The following is a 19,196-nucleotide window of genomic DNA, read 5'->3' on the forward strand; positions in this document are numbered from 1 at the left end:
GGCCCGCGGTCTAGGACTCGCCGCCCGCGGTGCCGGTGGTGCCGGCGTTCACGTCGTGCAGCAGGTACTTCTCGATCGCCCAGGCCGGCGCGTTCGGGTCCACCTTGCCCTGGGCCGCGAGCAGCTCCAGGGTGCGGACCACGAGCGACGGGCCGTCGATCTTGAAGAACCGGCGCGCGGCGGCGCGGGTGTCCGAGAAGCCGAAGTCGTCGGCGCCCAGCGTGGCGTACTCGCCGGGGACGAACTGACGGATCTGGTCCGGCACCGCGTGCATGTAGTCGGTCACGGCGACGAACGGGCCCTCGGCGCCCTGCAGCTTGCGGGTGACGTACGGCACCTGCTTCTCCTGCTGCGGGTAGAGGAAGTTGTGCTCCTCCGCGGCCAGGCCGTCGCGGCGCAGCTCGCCCCACGAGGTGACGCTCCAGACGTCGGCCGAGACGCCCCAGTCCTGCGCGAGCAGGTGCTGCGCCTCCAGCGCCCACGGCACCGAGACGCCGGACGCCAGGAGCTGGGCCTTCGGGCCGCCGGCCTCGCCGTCGCGGAGCTTGTGGATGCCGCGGACGATGCCGTCCACGTCCACGTTCTCCGGCTCGGCGGGCTGCACGATCGGCTCGTTGTAGACCGTCAGGTAGTACATGACGTTCGGGTTCGGGTGCGACTCGCCGTACATCCGCTCCAGACCGGCGCGGACGATGTGCCCGATCTCGTAACCGTAGGCCGGGTCGTACGAGACGACGGCCGGGTTGGTGGAGGCGAGCAGCAGCGAGTGGCCGTCAGCGTGCTGCAGGCCCTCGCCGGTCAGCGTGGTGCGGCCGGCGGTCGCGCCGATCATGAAGCCGCGGGCCATCTGGTCGCCGGCGGCCCACATGGCGTCGCCGGTGCGCTGGAAGCCGAACATCGAGTAGAAGACGTAGACCGGGATGAGCGGCTCGCCCTGCGTCGAGTACGACGTGCCCACGTTGGTGAACGCCGCGAGGGCGCCCGCCTCGTTGATGCCGACGTGGATGATCTGGCCCTGCGGGCTCTCCTTGTAGGCCAGGAGCAGCTCGCGGTCGACCGAGGTGTAGTGCTGGCCGTTCGGGTTGTAGATCTTCGCGTTCGGGAAGAACGCGTCCATGCCGAAGGTGCGCGCCTCGTCCGGGATGATCGGGACGATCCGGTGGCCGAAGTCCTTCGCCCGCAGCAGGTCCTTCAGCAGGCGGACGAACGCCATGGTGGTGGCGATCTCCTGCGTGCCGGAGCCCTTCTTTGCGATGGCGTAGGCCGAGTCGTCCGGCAGGTTCAGCGGCGTGTACTTCACCCGGCGCTCCGGGACGTAGCCGCCGAGCGCGCGGCGGCGCTCGTGCAGGTACTGGATGGCCTCGTCGTCCGGCCCCGGGTTGTAGTACGGCGGCAGGTACGGGTTCTCCTCGAGCTGCGCGTCCGAGATCGGGATGCGCATGGCGTCGCGGAACGTCTTGAGGTTGTCCAGCGTCATCTTCTTCATCTGGTGGGTCGCGTTGCGGCCCTCGAAGGACGGACCCAGGCCGTAGCCCTTGATGGTCTTCGCGATGATGACGGTCGGCTGCCCTTTGTGCTCGACGGCCGCCTTGAAGGCCGCGTAGACCTTGCGGTAGTCGTGGCCGCCGCGCTTGAGGCCCCAGACCTCGTCGTCGGTGTAGTCCTTGACCAGCTCCAGCGTGCGCGGGTCGCGACCGAAGAAGTTCTCGCGCACGTAGGCGCCGTTCTCGGTCTTGTAGGTCTGGTAGTCGCCGTCCGGCGTCTGGTTCATCAGATTGACCAGGGCGCCGTCGGTGTCGCGGGCGAGCAGGTCGTCCCACTCGCGGCCCCAGATCACCTTGATGACGTTCCAGCCGGCGCCGCGGAAGTAGCTCTCCAGCTCCTGGATGATCTTGCCGTTGCCGCGCACCGGGCCGTCGAGGCGCTGCAGGTTCGCGTTGATGACGAAGGTCAGGTTGTCGAGCTTCTCGTTCGCCGCGACCTGGAGCTGGCCGCGCGACTCCACCTCGTCCATCTCGCCGTCGCCGAGGAACGCCCAGACGTGCTGGTCGGAGGCGTCCTTGATGCCGCGGTTGGTGAGGTACTTGTTGAGCTGCGCCTGGTAGATCGCGTTGATCGGACCGAGGCCCATCGACACCGTCGGGAACTGCCAGAAGTCGGGCATGAGCCGCGGGTGCGGGTACGACGACAGGCCGCCGCCGGCGTGCGACTTCTCCTGGCGGAAGCCGTCCAGCTGGTCGGCGCTCAGGCGGCCCTCCAGGAAGGCGCGGGCGTAGGTGCCGGGGGAGGCGTGCCCCTGGACGAAGATCTGGTCGCCGCCGCCCGGGTGGTCCTGGCCGCGGAAGAAGTGGTTGAAGCCGACCTCGTAGAGCGCCGCGCTCGACGCGTAGGTCGAGATGTGGCCGCCGACGGCGATGCCGGGGCGCTGCGCGCGGTGCACCAGGATGGCCGCGTTCCAGCGGATCCAGGCGCGGTAGCGGCGCTCGATCTCCTCGTCGCCGGGGAAGTCCGGCTCGTTCTCGGGGGAGATGGTGTTGATGTAGTCGGTGGTCGGCACCATCGGCACGCCGAGGTGCAGTTCCTTCGAGCGCTTCAGCAGGCTCAGCATGATCTCGCGAGCGCGCTCATGGCCGTGTGCCGCAACCAGTGCGTCGAGGGACTCGCGCCATTCGGCGGTCTCCTCGGGGTCCGAGTCGATGTTATTCACCGAGTACGGGTCCTGGTCGTTTACAGTCACCCTCGACCTCTTTCTTGTGTCGGATGGATCGTGGAAGGAGCGCATCCGCTTGTCGGGTCACGACAAATCCGCGGGCACCATCGTTCAGCCTAGCCGCAACTCGGGACCACCGGTGACCGCCCGAGAACCCTCACGGGTTGGCGCTTCCGGCGGCCGGGTCTATGCTGTGTCCTCGTGCGCCGGCCGGGTGGAATCGTCCCCGGGGCGCTGAAAGGACACCGTCACATGGCTCTGGAGAACGACACCCAGGCTCCCGACTTCGAACTGCTCGACCAGCACGGCCGCTCGGTCCGGCTGAGCGACTTCCGCGGCGACAAGGCCGTCGCCCTGGTCTTCTTCCCGCTCGCGTTCTCGGGCACCTGCACGGGCGAGCTGTGCGCGCTGCGCGACAACCTGGCGATGTTCCAGGACCACCGCGTGGAGCTGCTGGCGATCTCGGTCGACTCCAAGTACACGCTGCGCGCGTGGGCGGAGCAGGAGGGCTACGACTTCAGCCTGCTCGCCGACTTCTGGCCGCACGGGGAGACCGCCAAGGAGTACGGCGTCTTCCTGCAGGAGAAGGGCTTCGCCAACCGTGCGACGTTCCTCATCGACGAGAACGGCATCATCCGCGCCTCCTTCATCACCGCGCCGGGCGAGGCCCGCTCGATCGAGGCGTACCGCGCCGCGCTGGACCTGCTGCCGGCGCACGTCTGACCCTCCCGCCCGCTAGGCTGGAGGGCGTCCAGGGCCTTTAGCTCAGCTGGTAGAGCGCCACGTTTACACCGTGGATGTCATCGGTTCGAACCCGGTAGGGCCCACCTCTCCCACACGCGTCATCGGTTCGAAGCAGTGCCGCGAGGTAGGGCCCACCATCTAGACTCCCACCCATGCCGCCCGGCCCGTATCGCTGGTTCGTCGTCGCGGAGCTCGTCCTCGCGGCGGTGACGTTCGTCGCCCTCCTCTTCGTCGTCGCGCCGTACGGCGGCCGGCACGGGCGTCCCGGCTGGGGCCCCACCGTCCCGGCCCGCGTCGGCTGGGTCGTCATGGAGGCGCCCGCGAGCCTCGCCTTCCTCGGCTTCTACCTGCTCGGCGCGCACCGGGCGGACCTCGTGCCGCTGCTGTTCCTGCTGCTCGGGCAGGCGCATTACGTCCAGCGGGCGTTCGTGTACCCGCTGCTGATGCGCTCCGGCTCCCGGATGCCGGTGCTGGTGATGCTGCTGGCGATCCTCTTCAACCTGCTCAACGCCTGGGTCAACGCTCGGTGGATCTCCGAGTACGGCGACTATCCGGTGTCCTGGCTCGCGGACCCGCGGTTCTGGATCGGCGTGGTCGTGTTCGCGGCGGGGTACGCGCTCAACATCGGGTCCGACCGGATTCTGCGGCGACTGCGGCGGACCGGTGGCGGCTACCGCATCCCGCACGGCGGCGGGTTCCGGTTCGTCTCCAGCCCGAACTATCTCGGCGAGATCGTGGAGTGGACCGGCTGGGCCATCGCCACCTGGTCCCTCGCCGGTCTCGCTTTCGCGCTCTACACCGTCGCCAACCTCGCGCCGCGGGCGATGGCGAACCACCGCTGGTACCGGGAGACCTTCCCCGACTACCCGGCGTCCCGCCGCGCGCTGCTGCCGTTCGTGCTGTGACATCCGAGGTGTGACACCGCGCTGTCGGCGGCCCGACCTACCCTGGCAGGGTGAAGGGCAGGGTGAGGTGACCGAGAACGTCGCCCAGTGGTGGGCGCGGCGGCAGTGGTCGAAGGGCCTCCCTGTGCCGTACGCGGTCGGCACCTACCGTACCGACTGGCAGCGCTACCCGACGGTGGTGCGCCAGTTCCACCCCGAGCTCAACGCCGGGATCGTGCTCAGCCAGATCCCGCCCGCCGCCGACGTCTACGTGCAGTGGGAGTGCGACGCGGGCCACCGTTTCATCGCCACCCCGGAGGAGCAGCGCTCCCGGCCCGGCGGCACCCGGCGGCGCTCCGCCTGGTGCCCGTGGTGCAGCAAGGAGGCCGTCCCGCGCCGGGTGCGCACGCCGGAGCCCGACGCCGGGCTGCACGCCTGCGGCCACGCCCGCGACCTGCGCCGCATCGAGAACGACCCGGACGACGACCGCTGCTACCTCTGCCGTCGCCTCGACCGGGCCGCCATGAGCCGGGAGGAGCTGATCGCGCTGGCCGCGCCCGGCTCGCGGGTCGCGCTGTCGCACGAGAACGGCACGGCGACGCGCTACTCGTGGCAGTGCCGGAACGGGCACCCGAGCTACTCCGCCACGGTCGAGCGCATCCTCGGCGGCCGCCGCTGCCCGGTCTGCCGGAACGCCCGCCGCGGCGCCGACCGGGTGCCGGTCGGGGAGGCATTCCTCAGCGAGCTCGCGCCGCGCCCGGCCTCGGCGGCGGAGCCGGAGCTGAAGCGCCGCCTCGCCGCCCGGCTCTCCCTCGACCTGTCCCTCAACGCCGTCCGCGTCGCGCGGCCCTTCTACAACCAGCTCGAAGTGTGGCCGGACATCGTCCTCCCCGAGCTGAAGGTGGCCGTCGAGTACGACACCATCGGCCGGCACGGCCTGGAGCATGTCGGGCCGAGGGAGGCGTCCGACCGGCGCAAGGACCGGCTGCTGCGCGCCGCCGGCTGGGAGGTGGTGCGCGTGCGCTGCACCCCGCTCGCTCCGCTCGGGCCGTACGACGTCACCGGGTCCGGCGTGACGGACGCCCTCGTCGACCGGGTGCTGGCGGCGCTGGGAGAGATCCGCGGCGAGCTGTTCGTCGCGGCGTACCTGCGCTGACATGCGCTGACGTGCGCCGCCGGGCCGACGCGACCGCCGTCGCCACCTCCCGCCCGAACCCCGCCCTCGGTAGCCTGTGCGGTGAGCCGCGCACCGGGCGCTGGCGCGAAGGGAGACCTCCACGATGCCGTCGATCCTGAACCCGTACCTCAACTTCCGCACGCAGGCCCGCGCGGCGATGGACTTCTACCAGTCCGTCTTCGGCGGCACCCTCCAGCAGAGCACGTTCGCCGAGTTCGGGATGAGCCAGGACCCGGACGACGCCGACCTGATCATGCACTCGCAGCTCACCACCGACGCCGGCTTCACCCTGATGGCGGCCGACGTCCCCGCCCACATGGAGCTCCGGGAGGGCTCGCAGATCTCCGTCTCGCTGAGCGGCGACGACGAGGCGCAGCTCTCCGGCTACTACGAGAAGCTCGCCGACGGCGGCACGGTCATCGAGCCGCTCTCCAAGGCGCCCTGGGGCGACAGCTTCGGCATGCTGGTCGACCGGTTCGGCGTGCAGTGGCTGGTGAACATCGCGGGCTCCGCGCCGTCGGCCTGATCCGCCCTTCCGTCGCCGCCCGGCCATTCCCGGAGGACCGCGACCGGCGTTATGGTGCTCCCGGGTCGAGCCGGTCGATCCGGGAGGGGAAGACGTCATGTGCCGTTGGCTCGCATACTCCGGGGAGGCGCTCAAACCCGCCGAACTGATCCTGGACGCGCAACACTCGCTGGTCGCGCAATCGCTGAACTCGCCGCTCGGCGCCGAGACGGTGAACGGCGACGGCTTCGGGTTCGGCTGGTACCCGGAGGGGACGAAGGCGGGCAGCACGCCCGCGCTATTCCACTCCACCGAGCCCGCGTGGAACGACGAGAACCTGCGCGAGCTCACCAACTCGATCCTCAGCCCGCTGTTCTTCGGGCACGTGCGCGCAGCGGGCGGGCCGCCGATCCAGCAGACCAACTGCCACCCGTTCCGCTACGAGAACTGGATGTTCATGCACAACGGGTTCCTCGACGGCTTCGCGAAGATGAAGCGGGACCTGACCTTCTCCGTCGACGAGTCGCTGTATCCGCTCATCCACGGCACGACGGACTCCGAGGTGATGTTCTACCTGGCGCTCACCCTCGGCCTCCAGGACGACCCGATCGGCGCGATGACCAAGACCGTGCAGCGCATCGAGGAGGTGGGGGAGTCGAAGGGGATCCGCTTCCCGATGCAGGGGACGATCGCGCTCTCGGACGGCGCGACGCTGTGGGCGTTCCGCTACTCGACGTCGGGGCGCAGCCGCAGCCTCTACCACTCGGTGGCCATCCCGGAGCTGCGGGAGATGTACCCGGACGCCGCGCGCCTCGAGGTCTTCGGCGACAAGGCGAAGGTCGTCGTCTCCGAGCCGCTCAACGACATCCCCGGCGCCTTCGTGGAGGTGGCGGAGTCCACCGTCGCCATCCTCACCGACGCCGGCTACCACCACGAGCCGTTCATGGCGCGCGCGGACGACTGACCGCGCGCGCTCCACGACGGCGGAGGCGGGGGCGACCATCCGGTCGCCCCCGCCTGCTTCACCCGCCGATCAGATCCGGCCGCAGGTCAGGCCCGGCGCCGTCTCAGGAAGCGGAACCCGAAGGCTGCGCCGCCGATCGCCAGCAGGATGCCGGCGAGCCAGGCGACCGTGCTGACGTCGAGCCCGGTGGAGGCCAGGCCGCCGAGCGCGGCCCGCGCGCTGGACGGAGCGGACGAGACCGGTCCACCGGCCGCGTCGCCGTGCGCGGTCGCGGTGTTGGTGACGGCGCTCGCCCTCCGATCGGCGTCGGTCAGCGAGTAGGTCGACGTGCACACGGTGACCTCACCGGGGGCGAGCGCCGTCTGCGGGCAGTCGATCGCCGGGAACGCCCCGGTCCCCGTGAAGTCGCCCTCGGCGATGGCGATGCCGTTGACCGTCACGTTCCCGGTGTTCGTCACCGCGAACCGGTAGTCGATCGTCGACCCGGTCACCGTCGCCGACTTCACCAGCCCGAGCGCGGGCGCGCTGTCGTGCGGCAGCGTGACCGTGGACGGCGCGCTGAGCACCGGCTCGCCTCCCGTGGGCGGCACTCCGCTCGCCGTGGCGGTGTTGCTGATGCCGCCGGCGTCCGCGTCCGCCTGCGTGACCGTGTAGGTCGCGGTGCAGGTCAGCTGTACACCCGGTGCGAGCGTGGTCGGGCCTCCCGAGCAGTCGGGGACCGGCGCCGCACCGGAGCCGGTGAAGCCGGAGTCGCTCACCTGGAGGTCGTCCAGCGTCACGTTCCCGGTGTTCGTCACGACGAACGTGTACGTGATCGCCGCGCCGGCGACGAAGGACGCCGCGTCGGACGGGGCGCCCGACTTCACGATCGTCAGGGCCGGGTCGGCCGGTGCGTCGACGCTGCTCCCGGCCGGCCCGAAGGTCAGCGGCACGCCCGGAGCGGACGGGATCGAGCCCTGCACGCTCGCCGTGTTGTCGAGGGTCCCCGCGTCCACGTCCGACTGGGTCGGGGTGTAGGTCGCCGTGCAGGTCACGGTGCTCCCGGGGGCGAGGACGATCGGCGCGGCGGGGCACTGCACGACCGGCGCGATGCCGGTGCCGGTGAAGGTGCCCTCGATCACCTCGACCTCGGACATGGTCACGTTGCCGGTGTTGGTCACCACGAAGCTGTAGGTCACCGTCTCACCCGCCCGGGTGATCGTGGCCGGGTCGGCGGTCTTCGTGATGGTCAGGTCCGGCGACGCGGTGGCGCTGAAGGTCGTGGAGGACGGCTCGGAGTCCACCGCCGCGCCTCCACCGATCGGCGTGCCGCTCGCGGTCGCCGTGTTGGTCACCGTTCCCGCGTCCACGTCGGCCTGGGTCGGCGTGTACGACGCCGTGCAGGTCACCGTCGCGCCCGGAGCGAGCGAGGCCGCGTCGGCCGGGCAGCTCGGAGCCGGAGTGCCGCCGCTGCCGGTGAAGTCGCCTTCCGCCACGGCGACGCCGGTCAGCGTCACGTTCCCGGTGTTCGTCACCAGGTAGGAGTAGCTGACGGGCTGTCCGGCCGCAGTGATCACGGTCGGGTCGACGGTCTTCTCCATCGTCAGCGCGGGCGCCGGGTCGGCCGTGATGTCGACCTCCGACGGGGGAGGGGTGATCGTCGTTCCGCCCGGCGTCTGGAGCGTCGCCACCGCGCTGTTGGTGATCCCGCCCTTGTCGATGTCGGCCTGGGTCGTGACATAGTCGGCCGTGCAGGTCACGGACTCGCCCGGCGCCAGGGAGGTGACCCCGGCCGGGCACACCGGGTCCAGGACGGCGTAGCCGCTGAACCGGGCCTCCACGACCTGCGGGCTCTGCAGCGTGACGTTGCCGGTGTTGGTGACGACGAAGCTGTAGGTGATCGTCTGGCCTGCGGCGGTCACGTTGCGGATCGACGCCGTCTTCTGCAGCGTGACCGCAGGGTCCGCCTGGATCGGCACCACGGTCTGCGAGTCGGCCGAGGTGACAGCGGTGCCGCCTCCCGTCGTGCCCGTCGCGGTCGCGTGGTTGTCGATGCCGCCGGCGTTCGCGTCCGCCAGGGTCACGGTGTACGTCGCCGTGCAGGTCACGGTCGCACCGGGCGCCAGCGACGCCGCGCCCGCCGGGCAGTTCGGCGACGGGGCCGGGCCGGATCCGGAGAACGAACCCTCCGCGATCCCGATCCCGTTCACGGTCGTGTCGCCGGTGTTGGTCACCGCGAACGAGTAGGTGATCGTGTCGCCCGCGGCGGTCGCGTGCAGCGGGCTCGCGGTCTTCACCAGGCTGAGCGCCGGGTTCTCCGCGACCGCGACCGTGGCCGTCGACGGCGCGCTCGTCACCGGTCCGCCCGCCGATGCCGGCGGTGTGCCGGTCGCCGTCGCGGTGTTGACGAGCTGGGACTGGTCGGCGTCGGCCTGCGTGAGCGTGTAGCTCGCGGTGCAGACCATCCGGGCGCCGGGGAGCATCGTCGCGGCCTCCGCGGGGCAGCTGACGGCGGGGGCCCCGCCGCTGCCCGAGAACGCCGTCTCGTCGACCGTGACGTCCTTCAGGGTCACGTTCCCGCTGTTGGTGACGGTGAACGCGTACTGCACGACGTCGCCCTGCGCGGCGACCGTGGACGGGGTCGCGGTCTTCTCGACGGTGATGGCCGGCGCCGGGTTGCCCGGAGCGCTGATGGTGTCCGGGGCGGAGCTCACGGCGGGCCCGGTCGGCGGGGTGCCGTGCGCGGTCGCCGTGTTCGTGACGTCGCCCTGGTCGATGTCGGCCTGCGTCAGCGTGTACGTGGCCGTGCAGGTCACCTGTCCGCCCGGCGGGATCGGCGCGCCGGCCGGGCAGACCGGGTTCACCGCGCCTCCGGTGCCGGTGAAGCCCTGCTCGTCGATGCCGACGTCCGTCAGGGTCACGTTGCCGGTGTTGGTGGCGACGAACGAGTAGGTCAGCTCCTGACCGACGACGAACGACGCAGCGTCATCGGGCGAGGCCGACTTCTCGAGCGCGATCGCGGGCGCCGCGGCCGAGGTCAGCGTGGCCGACGAGGGGGCCGAGTCCACGGTGCCGCTCTCCGGGTCCGTGGCCGTCGCGTGCGCGGTGTTCGCCACCGATCCCGCGTCCACGTCCGCCTGGGTCACGGTGTACGTCGCGGTGCACACCGTGGAGGTGCCGGGCGCGAGCGAGGTCACCGGGCAGACCGGCGCCGGGACGGTCCCGCTCCCGGAGAAGGCGCTCTCCACGATCGCCAGGGCGTGCACGTCCACGTTGCCCGTGTTGGTCACGGTGTAGTCGTAGGTCGCGGTCGTCCCGGCCGTCGCGGCGCTCGCCGGGCTGACCGTCTTGGCGAGCGTCAGCCGCGCGTCCGCCGCCTCGAGGGTCGTGGTCGTCGCGGAGGTGTTGGAGCGGATGACGGTCGTGCCGCCGAGCAGGGTGCCCTGCGCCGTGGCCACGTTGGTGAAGGCGCCGGAGGCCACGTCGGCGGCGGTGATCGTGTACAGCGAGTCCGCCGTGCAGCGCGTCGAGTCTCCGGGCGCGAGCGTGGTGACCGGGCAGGTCACCGCTCCGACCGACGGGTCGTTCACCGTGACGCCTTCGACCGGCACCTGGCCGGTGTTCGTGACCGTGAACGAGTAGGGGATGGTGTCGCCCGCGTCGCGGACGCCATTGCCGTTGACGTCGTTCACCGGTCCCGCCTCCTTCTGAAGCAGGAGGTTCCCGGAGAGCGCGGTGTTGGTGATCGTGCAGTTCACGAGGTCGCCGATCGCGAGCGCGACGTCCGCGGACGGACCCGCCGCCCCGGACGGCAGGGTGGGATCGGCGGAGCCGTTCCTGGTGCACGACCAGGATTGCGCGTACGCGCCGATCGGCGTGGTGCCGGTCGCGGTCTCCGCGAGCGTGAACGGCGAGGTCGTCGCAGCGCCGATGGTCTCGACCTCGCCGGTGGTCGCGGTCGTCGCGGTCCCGGTGTTCGCACTGGCGAGCTGGATGCCGCCCGGGGCGGTGACGCTGAGGCCGAAGGAGTCGGACGGGCTCACCCGACTGGCGACCGTCTTGGACAGGACGACCTTCGACAGCAGGATGCCGAAAGCGACGCCCTGACGCCGGTTCGTGTTCAGGTCGATCGACACAGCGCTCGGCGCGTCGGCCGCGAGTATCGCCGTGCCGGTCCGGGTGGCACTCTGATTGCTGGAGCAGGTCACCGTGTTCGTGCCGATCCCGGTGAACCCCGCCTCGCAGGCGTTGCCGAGCGGTGCGATCTGACGTAGCGGCGCAGTGGCGGTGAATCGCAGCGACTCGTTGATGTCAGTGGACTCGGCGTCCGCCATGACGATCGAGAACGCGTCGACGGGGTTGCCGTCGGCGTCCGTGACGCTGATGCCGGTCATCGACAGGGTCGAGTTACCGCCGGTCGTGCCCGCCTGATAGAACGCAGGCAGGCCGGCTACGCCCCGGTAGCCGCCGTTGTTGCGGCCGAGGTACGCGCTCGCGTAGGTCGGGAACGCAGCGGGAACCACAGCACGCCCGAGGGCGGTCACCGTGTACTGCAGCGTGTAGCCGCCCGGCAGAGCGACCTTCATCTGCTGGCCGCCGGGACTGGAAGCCGCCGCTTGGTCGTAGCCGTTCTGGTCGAGCCAGCAGAGGGTTCGCGCGTACGTCCCGGTGCCGGGGTCGGCATAGGCGCACTGCTGGTTCGTGGGCGCCGCCGCCGCGACCTGCGCCGCGACGATGACCCCGGCCACCGCCAGCAGGGCGCTGACGAGCGCCGCCACCGCCTTGGAACGTCTGCGTGTGAAGAACTTCATCGATACCCTCCGCCGTCGGTGAGAAGTCGGTCGAAGCTATCCACCGCGGTTCCGGCGCCGACTCCGCCTGTCGCGTCTTTCCGCGGCGCTCCGCGCCTCCTTCCGCTCAGTGAAAGCGGGGTTTCACAATCCTCTTCACCCGACGCATATGCACCCATATGGGTATATGATCGGTCGCATGGCACGGGCAGCGACGACGTCGGACGTCTTCAACGCGATCGCCGAGCCGCGCCGCCGGGACATCCTGATGCTGCTGCGGTCCGGCGATCGGCCGGTCAACGAGGTCGCCCAGGCGCTCGGGATCCCGCAACCCGGCGCGTCCAAGCACCTCCGGGTGCTCCGCGAAGTCGGGCTCGTGCAGGACCGCCGGGCGGGCAAGCAGCGCGTCTACGGCCTCGACGCGAGCGGGCTGCGGACGGTCCACGAGTGGACGGGCGGGTTCGAGCGGTTCTGGAACGAGAGCTTCGAGCGCCTGGACGCCTACCTGCAGAAGTTGAAGGCCGAACGGGCCGCCGGCGACGAGCCGGGCATCGATGACGGAGCAGGGCCGAGCGGGCAGGAGAGCGGCGGATGGCGATGACGGAGCCCGAAGAGGACGCGGCCGACCGCGCGATCGTCGTGTCGCGCGTGGTGGACGCTCCGCGCGAACTCGCGTTCGAGGCGTTCACCGAGGTCAGGCACCTGTCCCGCTGGTGGGGTCCGGAGGGGTTCACCACCACGACCCGGTCGTTCGAGTTCCGGGTCGGCGGGGAGTGGGCGTTCTCGATGCGCGGCCCGGACGGCACGGTGCATTCCGAGTGGATCACCTGGACGGCCATCGTGCCGCCGGAGCGGATCGAGCTGCGGCACGGGGAGCGGCGCGACGACCCGGACACGTTCGAGTCCGTCCTGACTTTCACGCCGGAGGGCGAGGGGACGCGCGTCGAGTTGCGGACGGTGTTCCCGACGATCGCGCTGCGCGATCAGGCGATCGAGCGGTCGCACGCCGTCGAGGGCGGCAGGCAGACCCTGGCCAAGCTGGCCGGGTACGTGGAGACGATCATGCGAGATGAGAGGGAGGCCTGATGGCCGGGAAAGTGTTCTTCAGCGTGTCGATGTCGCTGGACGGGTTCATGGCGCCGGACTCGCCGGACGAGCTGATGGGCAAGCAGTGGATGGAGCTGCAGCACTGGGTCTTCCCGACCCGGTTCTTCCGCCAGAACATCGGGCTCGGTCCCGGCGGGGAGGAGGGCCTGGACAACGACGTGGCGCGCCGGACCTTCGAGCGCACCGGCGCGAGCGTGATGGGCAAGCGGATGTTCGAGGCCGGCGAGCACTCCTGGCCGGAGGACGCGCCCTTCCACACGGACGTGTTCGTCGTGACGCACGAGCGCCGCGAGCCGTGGGAGCGGTTGGGCGGCACGACCTTCCACTTCGTGGACGACATCGGGGTGGCGCTCGACCGGGCCCGCGCGGCGGCAGGGGAGCGGGACGTCCGGATCGCCGGCGGCGGGGCGATCATCGTCGAGTACCTGAACGCGGGGCTGGTCGACGAGTTCTCGATCGCGCTCTCGCCCGTCCTGTTCGGGAAGGGCATCCGGCTGTTCGAGGGCGTCGACGACGCCCGCATCCGGCTGGAGCAGACCGGCTCGGAGGCGTCGGCGCGGGCCACCCACCTCACCTACACCGTCCACGAGCGCTCCTCATGACCGGGCGCGCGAGCGACGCGAAGGCGGCGGTGGGGGACAAGCCGGTGTTCGCCTACATCGCCGGCCTGCCGCAGCCGGAGCGCGGCATCGCGGAGGCCGTCGACGCGCTGGCCGCCCGGACGCTGCCCGGCCTGACCCGCTCGATCAAGTGGGGGATGTCCTACTACGGCGTCGGCGACGGCTGGTGCTTCTGCTGCGGGGCGTTCGACGGCCACGTGAAGCTCATGTTCGTGAACGGCGTCACCCTGGAGCCCGTCCCGCCCGTGACGCCGGTGGCGATGGGCAAGGCCACGCGCGGGGTCGAGCTCGCCACGCTCGCGGACCTGGACGAGGCGCAGGTGGCGGACTGGATGCGGCAGATCGCGTCCCGGCCGGGGGTTGGCCACGGGAAGAGGTGAAGGTTCCCGCGGCGCCGCGGCGCGCGGGATGGGGCTGCCGGTGAATTCCGCGCGCCGTCGCCGGAAACCGGGGGAGAGGGCGGTCCGTCGCGCCTAGTGTCGGTCGCACTCCTGCCACCGATCAGAAAGGAACGACGACATGGCTGACGACGCCTTCGCCGGACCTGTGGACTATCTCGTCTTCGCGTTCCCCGCCGGCGCTCCGGTCGGCGCGGGGCTCGCCGACGTCCTGCGCCGCGTCGAGGAGGGGACCATCGAGGTCCTCGACCTCGAGATCATCCGCCGCGATGCCGCGGGGGAGCCGGTCGCCGGCGCGCTCGATCCGGCGGAGGACTCGTCCGCTGACGGCGCGTTCGCCGGCGCGTATTCGGGCATCCTCGACGCGGAGGACGTCCAGCGGGTCGCCGAGGCCCTCGAACCCGGCGGCTTCGCGCTCGCCCTCGTCTACGAGGACCGCTCGCTGGCTCCTGCCGCCGAGGCGTGGCTGGCCGCCGGAGGGACCGAGTTGTTCGCCGGGGGAGTCGACATCATCGACCTCGCCGAGACCGTCGAGACCGGCGCGCGCGAAGGCGCGACCGGCGAAGTGAAGGAGACCACCGAATGAGCCTGCTCCGCACCGCCGTGCGCGTGTCCGTCGCGACCCGTGTCATCGGAAGCACCCACCGTCGCCAGCAGCAGCGCTGGGCCGCGCAGGACGCCGCGGCGTCCGCGCCGGCCACCGAGATCGCGGCCCCGCCGGCGGCCGCAGCGCCCTCCGTGCTCGATCAGCTCGTCCAGCTCGGCGAGCTGCGGGCCGCCGGCGTGCTCACGGAGGCGGAGTTCGAGGCGCAGAAGGCGCGCCTCCTGAGCGCATAGCGAACCGCTGCGCTTCGCAGTGGCAAAGCCCGCGTGTGCGCGGCCAGACCGCCGCCCACCGCGGTGCTAGCCTTCTATGGAACCGATCGGTTCAGTACGGTTTCCGTGGGAGGTGGGTCGTGGTCAAGGCGGCGGTGGACGATCAGTTGAGCCGGACCTTCGCGGCCCTGGCGGATCCGACGCGGCGGGCGATCCTCGCGCGGCTCGCGCAGGGCTCGGCGACCGTCGGCGATCTCGCCGCGCCGTTCGAGATGAGCTTCGCCGCGGTGTCCAAGCACCTGCGGGTCCTGGAGGGCGCCGGGCTGGTCGCCCGCGGCCGCGAGGCGCAGTACCGTCCGGCCATGCTCGACGCCCGTCCACTGGTGGCGGCCTCGGCGTGGATCCAGGACTACCACCGGTTCTGGGAGGCCGGCTTCGACGCGCTCGACGACCTCCTGGCGACGACGGACACGACCGAACGGAAGGACGACGAGTGACCGGCATCACCGAGGACGGGATCGAGATCGACCGGGAGTTCGCGGCGCCGCCGGCCGCCGTTTTCGCCGCCTGGACGACCCCGGAGTCGTTCGCCCGCTGGTTCGGCGGCCGCGAGGTCCAGGTCCCCCTCGACGGGCTCGACTACCGCGCGGAAGAGGGCAGGTCCTGGTCCGCGATGATGGTGCTGCCGGACGGCACAACCATCGATTGGGCGGGGGAGTTCCTGGAGGTGGACCCGCCTTCGCGCCTGGTGATGACGCTCACCGATCGTCCCGGCGTCGCCGAACGCGCGGTGCTGACGGTGGACCTGACTCCGTCCGCGGTGGGCACGCGCCTGCGCATGACGCAGCAGACGCCCGGCTTCTCGGACGAGCAGCGTCAGGGCACGATCGCAGGCTGGATGACATTCCTCGACGTCCTCGCGGAGCTCGCGGAGGCCTGACCCCTCTCTTTCTCGGTATCTTCCGCTTCGGTATTGAACTTACTGGTTCAGAACTGCTAGGTTGAATACAGCAGGGGAGCCACCCTGCTGCCAGCCCGACCGAGAGGATTCCCATGCGCGACCTGATCATCTCCGCCTTCGTCTCCGCCGACGGCGTCGCCCAAGCCCCCGGTGGCGACGCGAGCTACCGCAACGCCGGCTGGAGCTTCAACAGCGTCGAGTTCGACCCCGCCGCCTACGAGCTGAAGGGCCGAGAGCAGGAGGAGGCGACCGCCGTCCTGCTCGGCCGGAGGAGCTACGAGCTGTTCGCCCCGGTGTGGCCGACGATGGAGGAGTTCGCCGGCTACAACGCGATGCCGCGCTACGTCGTCTCCACGACGCTCGAGCACGACGACGAGCGCTGGCCCGCGACCATCCTGCGCTCACTCGACGACGTGGCCGCTCTGAAGGCGACCGAGGGAGGCCCGATCATCGTCCACGGGAGCACGGCCCTCGGCCACGCCCTGGCAGACGCGGGCCTGGTCGACCGCTACCACCTGCTCGTCTTCCCGCTGCTCCTCGGCGAGGGCGAGCGGCTGTTCAGCAACTCCGAGCACGGGATCGAGAAGATGAGCGTGGCGGAGGGGGAGTTCTACGGGAACGGGGTGCAGAAGGTCGTGTATGACGTGGTTCGTTAGCGGGAGCTGACATAATGTGCATTATCAGCGTTCTCCCGCAGCCGCGAGCGACCCCGTAACGACCGCCTCGTCCAGGGCTGGCACGCCCTCCGTCGCCGGGCGCATGCTTGCAGTGTCCGAACGAGACTGCGAGGCGGCGATGGCGAGCAGGATTCTGGAGACCGACTATCTGGTCGTCGGCGCCGGCGCGTCCGGGATGGCGTTCGTGGACTCCCTGATTACGGCGTCCGACGCCGACGTGATCATGGTCGATCGGCGCTTCGCGCCCGGCGGCCACTGGAACGACAGCTACCCGTTCATCCGCCTGCACCAGCCTTCCGCGTACTACGGCGTCAACTCGCTGCCGCTCGGCGCCGACGCGATCGATACGACCGGCGTCAACGCCGGGATGTACGAGCGCGCGACGGGACGCGAGATCTGCGCGTACTACGAGCGTGCGATGGACCAGCGGCTCCTCGCCTCCGGGCGGGTGCGCTTCTTCGCGCAGTGCGATTATGTCAGTCCGGGAGCGCTCGTCTCCCGCCTCACCGGCGATCGTTTCGAGGTCACTGTCCGCCGAGCCGTCGTCGACGCGGCCTACCTCGAACCGCGCGTTCCCGCCACGAGCCCTCCCGCGTTTGAGGTGGACGATGGGGTCCGGTGGGCGCCGGTGAACGAGCTGGCTTACCGCGAGGAGCCTCCGGACGGGTACACCATCATCGGCGCGGGCAAGACGGGCGCGGACGCGGTCCTCTACCTGCTGCAGAACGGCGTCCCGCCCGCGCTGATCCGCTGGATCAAGCCCCGCGAAGCCTGGTACCTGAATCGGCGCTTCACCCAGGGCGGTGAGCTGCTCCCCACACTGTTCGAGGGGCTGGCGCTGCAAGCGGAGGCGTCCGCGGAGGCCGGTTCGCAGACCGAGCTCTTCGAGCGGCTGGACGACACGGAGCAGCTGCTGCGCATCGACACCGAAGTCGAACCGACGATGTTCCGGAGCCCGACCGCCAGCACGGCCGAGATCGAGCAGCTCCGGCGGATCGAGCAGGTGATCAGGCTGGGCCGGGTGCGGCGCATCGAAGCCGACGCCATCCGGCTGGAGCAGGGCTCCATCCCCACCACGCCGGGAACTCTGCACGTGTACGCCGCGGCGGGCGGGCTCAACCCGGCGCCCGAGGTCCCCATCTTCGCTCCGGGACGGATCCGCCTGCAATCGATGCGGATCGGCCTCACTCCGTTCAACAAGGCACTCATCGGCTACGTCGAGGCGACGCGTCCCGACATCGCGGCCAAGAACCGGCTGTGTCCGCCGAATCGTCAGCCCGACTCCCCCGCCGACTGGATCCGCGGGACCCTCATCGCGTGGCAGGCCGACGCCGTCTGGGCCCGGGAACCCGACATCGCGCAGTGGATGGATTCGGCGCGGACCAATATTTCACGCGGGCTCAGGGAGCAGCGGTCCCGCCCCGAGCTCGCCGCCGGCATCGCACGCTACCGCGCCAGCCTCGAGCCGGCCATCGCGAACCTGCACCGGCTGCGAGGAGCAGGGTCGTCGTAGAGCGCGGCGGTGAGGCGCCGACACGCCTTCGCTAGGCTGGCGGCGTGGACGACGACGCCGACCCTGCATGGGCCGTCGATCCTGCGCCCGCCGTGGTCGCCCGCCCACGTGAGGTCCTGCGGCAGCCCGCATTCGCGCTGTTCTGGAGCGCCAGCACTGTCCGCGCGCTCGGCAGCGCGATCTCCGGCGTCGCCTTCAACGTCCTGATCGTCTCGGTGCTGCACGCGTCGGCCGCGCAGATCAGCGTCCTGAGCGCGCTCAGCGTGGTCCCGTATCTGTTCCTCGGACTGGTCGTCGGCGCACTGATGGATCGGCGGCGCCGCCAGCGCACGCTCGTCCTCACCAGCGTCGGGCGCGCCCTGGCGTTGGCGGCGATCCCGGTGCTGATCCTCACCGGCGCCCTCACCTTCTGGACCGTCGCCACCGTCACGCTCGTGCTCGGCGTCCTCGTGCTGTTCGCCGACTCCGCCGCCCAGCCCCTGCTCCCCCGGCTCGTCCCCCGAGAATCCCTCATCCTTGCGAATGCGCGCCTCGGGCAGAGCGACACCGTCGCCGGGACGGCCGGGCCGGCGCTCGGCGGCGCTCTGCTGACCCTGCTCGGGACGCCGCTGCTGTTCGCGTTCGACGCCGTCCTCACCGCGGTGTCGGCCGTGCTGCAGTCGCGGATCCGGGTCGACGAGCCCGCGCCGGCCTCCCGGGCGCCCGGCCGCCACATCGGCCACGACATCGCCGAGGGGATGCGCTACACCTACCGCCACCGGACGCTGCGTCCGCTGGCGCTCTCGATCCACACCTGGTTCCTCGGCAACAGCATCGTGACGACCGTGTTCGCGGTCTTCGTGCTGCGGCAGCTCCGCCTCCAGCCCTGGGAGTACGGGCTCGCGCTCGCGTTCGGCGGCGTCGGCGGGTTCCTGGGCGCCCTCCTCGCGCCACGGGTCGGCGCACGGCTCGGCGCAGGGCGCGCGATCTTCGTCGCCCGCGCCCTGGTGGTCGTGCCGTGGCTCGCCCTCGCGGTGGCCCCGGTAGGCGCGGGCGGAGGCACCGCGCTCGTGGCGCTCGTCGCCTCGGCGCAGTTCGTCTACTGCCTGGCGATGGGCGTCGAGGACCCGAACGACACCGGGTACCGGCAGTCCGTCGCCCCCGACGCGATCCAGGGCCGGATGAACTCGACCATCCGGACCGTCAACCGCGTCGTGTTCTTCGTCGGCGCGCTGGTGGCGGGGGTCCTCGCGACATGTTTCGGCTACCGCATCACGATCGGGATCGGCGCCGCGATCTTCGCGGCCGCCGCCCTCATCGTGGTGTTCTCACCGCTTTTCGCAGCCAGGCACGGCGACCGGCTGTAGCGTGA

Annotated in this window: 18 protein-coding genes and 1 tRNA gene; 17 read left to right on the plus strand and 2 right to left on the minus strand. The window is 71.0% G+C overall.

Annotated elements, in window-relative coordinates; genetic code table 11:
- Positions 1-10 precede the first annotated feature (10 nt).
- Positions 11-2,737: a pyruvate dehydrogenase (acetyl-transferring), homodimeric type gene (aceE, locus tag HNR13_RS12090; protein ID WP_179606062.1), complete on the minus strand. Its 2,727-nt coding sequence runs from the start codon at positions 2,735-2,737 to the stop codon at positions 11-13.
- Positions 2,738-2,962: 225 nt separating this feature from the next.
- Between aceE and HNR13_RS12095 the strand changes: the two genes are divergently transcribed.
- The 6 genes from HNR13_RS12095 to HNR13_RS12120 all read left to right on the plus strand — a co-directional run bounded on the left by HNR13_RS12095 (position 2,963) and on the right by HNR13_RS12120 (position 6,984).
- Positions 2,963-3,433, plus strand: coding sequence for a peroxiredoxin (locus HNR13_RS12095; RefSeq protein ID WP_179606064.1), 471 nt, complete (start codon positions 2,963-2,965; stop codon positions 3,431-3,433).
- Positions 3,434-3,464: 31 nt separating this feature from the next.
- Positions 3,465-3,537, plus strand: a tRNA-Val gene (locus HNR13_RS12100).
- A gap of 69 nt (positions 3,538-3,606) precedes the next feature.
- Positions 3,607-4,359 (plus strand): phosphatidylethanolamine N-methyltransferase family domain-containing protein, encoded by a 753-nt coding sequence (locus HNR13_RS12105; protein WP_179606066.1) that lies wholly within the window; start codon positions 3,607-3,609, stop codon positions 4,357-4,359.
- Between the two features lie 67 nt (positions 4,360-4,426).
- Positions 4,427-5,494 carry a hypothetical protein gene (locus tag HNR13_RS12110; protein WP_179606069.1) on the plus strand — a complete coding sequence of 356 codons (1,068 nt, stop codon included), beginning with the start codon at positions 4,427-4,429 and terminating at the stop codon, positions 5,492-5,494.
- Between the two features lie 124 nt (positions 5,495-5,618).
- A complete protein-coding gene (locus tag HNR13_RS12115; RefSeq protein ID WP_179606071.1) occupies positions 5,619-6,041 on the plus strand; it encodes a VOC family protein in 423 nt (140 codons plus the stop codon).
- 97 nt (positions 6,042-6,138) lie between these two features.
- The gene (locus tag HNR13_RS12120; RefSeq protein WP_179606073.1) at positions 6,139-6,984 is read left to right on the plus strand and encodes a class II glutamine amidotransferase; all 846 of its coding nucleotides are present in this window, start codon (positions 6,139-6,141) and stop codon (positions 6,982-6,984) included.
- An 86-nt stretch (positions 6,985-7,070) separates the two neighbouring features.
- Here the strand turns inward: HNR13_RS12120 and HNR13_RS12125 are convergent, their stop codons facing one another.
- Entirely contained in the window at positions 7,071-11,774 is a 4,704-nt protein-coding gene (locus tag HNR13_RS12125) for a beta strand repeat-containing protein (RefSeq protein ID WP_179606075.1), read from the minus strand.
- Between the two features lie 178 nt (positions 11,775-11,952).
- Here HNR13_RS12125 and HNR13_RS12130 point away from each other — a divergent pair, with 178 nt between their 5' ends.
- The 11 genes from HNR13_RS12130 to HNR13_RS12180 all read left to right on the plus strand — a co-directional run bounded on the left by HNR13_RS12130 (position 11,953) and on the right by HNR13_RS12180 (position 19,191).
- Positions 11,953-12,354, plus strand: a complete 402-nt coding sequence (locus tag HNR13_RS12130; RefSeq protein WP_179606077.1) for an ArsR/SmtB family transcription factor — start codon at positions 11,953-11,955, stop codon at positions 12,352-12,354.
- Entirely contained in the window at positions 12,351-12,839 is a 489-nt protein-coding gene (locus HNR13_RS12135; protein ID WP_218881224.1) for an SRPBCC family protein, read from the plus strand. Before HNR13_RS12130 ends, HNR13_RS12135 begins: the two co-directional genes overlap by 4 nt.
- Positions 12,839-13,462, plus strand: coding sequence for a dihydrofolate reductase family protein (locus HNR13_RS12140; protein ID WP_179606081.1), 624 nt, complete (start codon positions 12,839-12,841; stop codon positions 13,460-13,462). Before HNR13_RS12135 ends, HNR13_RS12140 begins: the two co-directional genes overlap by 1 nt.
- Entirely contained in the window at positions 13,459-13,860 is a 402-nt protein-coding gene (locus HNR13_RS12145; protein WP_179606083.1) for a DUF1801 domain-containing protein, read from the plus strand. Before HNR13_RS12140 ends, HNR13_RS12145 begins: the two co-directional genes overlap by 4 nt.
- A 139-nt stretch (positions 13,861-13,999) precedes the next feature.
- Positions 14,000-14,464, plus strand: coding sequence for a DUF1269 domain-containing protein (locus HNR13_RS12150; protein WP_179606085.1), 465 nt, complete (start codon positions 14,000-14,002; stop codon positions 14,462-14,464).
- Positions 14,461-14,715: an SHOCT domain-containing protein gene (locus HNR13_RS12155; protein ID WP_179606087.1), complete on the plus strand. Its 255-nt coding sequence runs from the start codon at positions 14,461-14,463 to the stop codon at positions 14,713-14,715. The genes HNR13_RS12150 and HNR13_RS12155 overlap by 4 nt, the downstream gene beginning before the upstream one ends.
- A gap of 119 nt (positions 14,716-14,834) precedes the next feature.
- Complete coding sequence (locus tag HNR13_RS12160; RefSeq protein ID WP_343063538.1) at positions 14,835-15,191, plus strand: ArsR/SmtB family transcription factor; 357 nt, start codon at positions 14,835-14,837, stop codon at positions 15,189-15,191.
- Positions 15,188-15,634 carry an SRPBCC family protein gene (locus HNR13_RS12165; protein WP_343063539.1) on the plus strand — a complete coding sequence of 149 codons (447 nt, stop codon included), beginning with the start codon at positions 15,188-15,190 and terminating at the stop codon, positions 15,632-15,634. The genes HNR13_RS12160 and HNR13_RS12165 overlap by 4 nt, the downstream gene beginning before the upstream one ends.
- A 113-nt stretch (positions 15,635-15,747) precedes the next feature.
- Positions 15,748-16,311: a dihydrofolate reductase family protein gene (locus HNR13_RS12170; protein ID WP_179606089.1), complete on the plus strand. Its 564-nt coding sequence runs from the start codon at positions 15,748-15,750 to the stop codon at positions 16,309-16,311.
- Positions 16,312-16,450: 139 nt separating this feature from the next.
- Positions 16,451-17,845, plus strand: a complete 1,395-nt coding sequence (locus HNR13_RS12175; protein ID WP_179606091.1) for an NAD(P)/FAD-dependent oxidoreductase — start codon at positions 16,451-16,453, stop codon at positions 17,843-17,845.
- 44 nt (positions 17,846-17,889) lie between these two features.
- Entirely contained in the window at positions 17,890-19,191 is a 1,302-nt protein-coding gene (locus HNR13_RS12180) for an MFS transporter (RefSeq protein WP_343063540.1), read from the plus strand.
- Positions 19,192-19,196: the final 5 nt, after the last annotated feature.

It is taken from the genome of Leifsonia shinshuensis (assembly GCF_013410375.1).
GTDB classification, from domain to species: Bacteria; Actinomycetota; Actinomycetes; order Actinomycetales; family Microbacteriaceae; genus Leifsonia; species Leifsonia shinshuensis.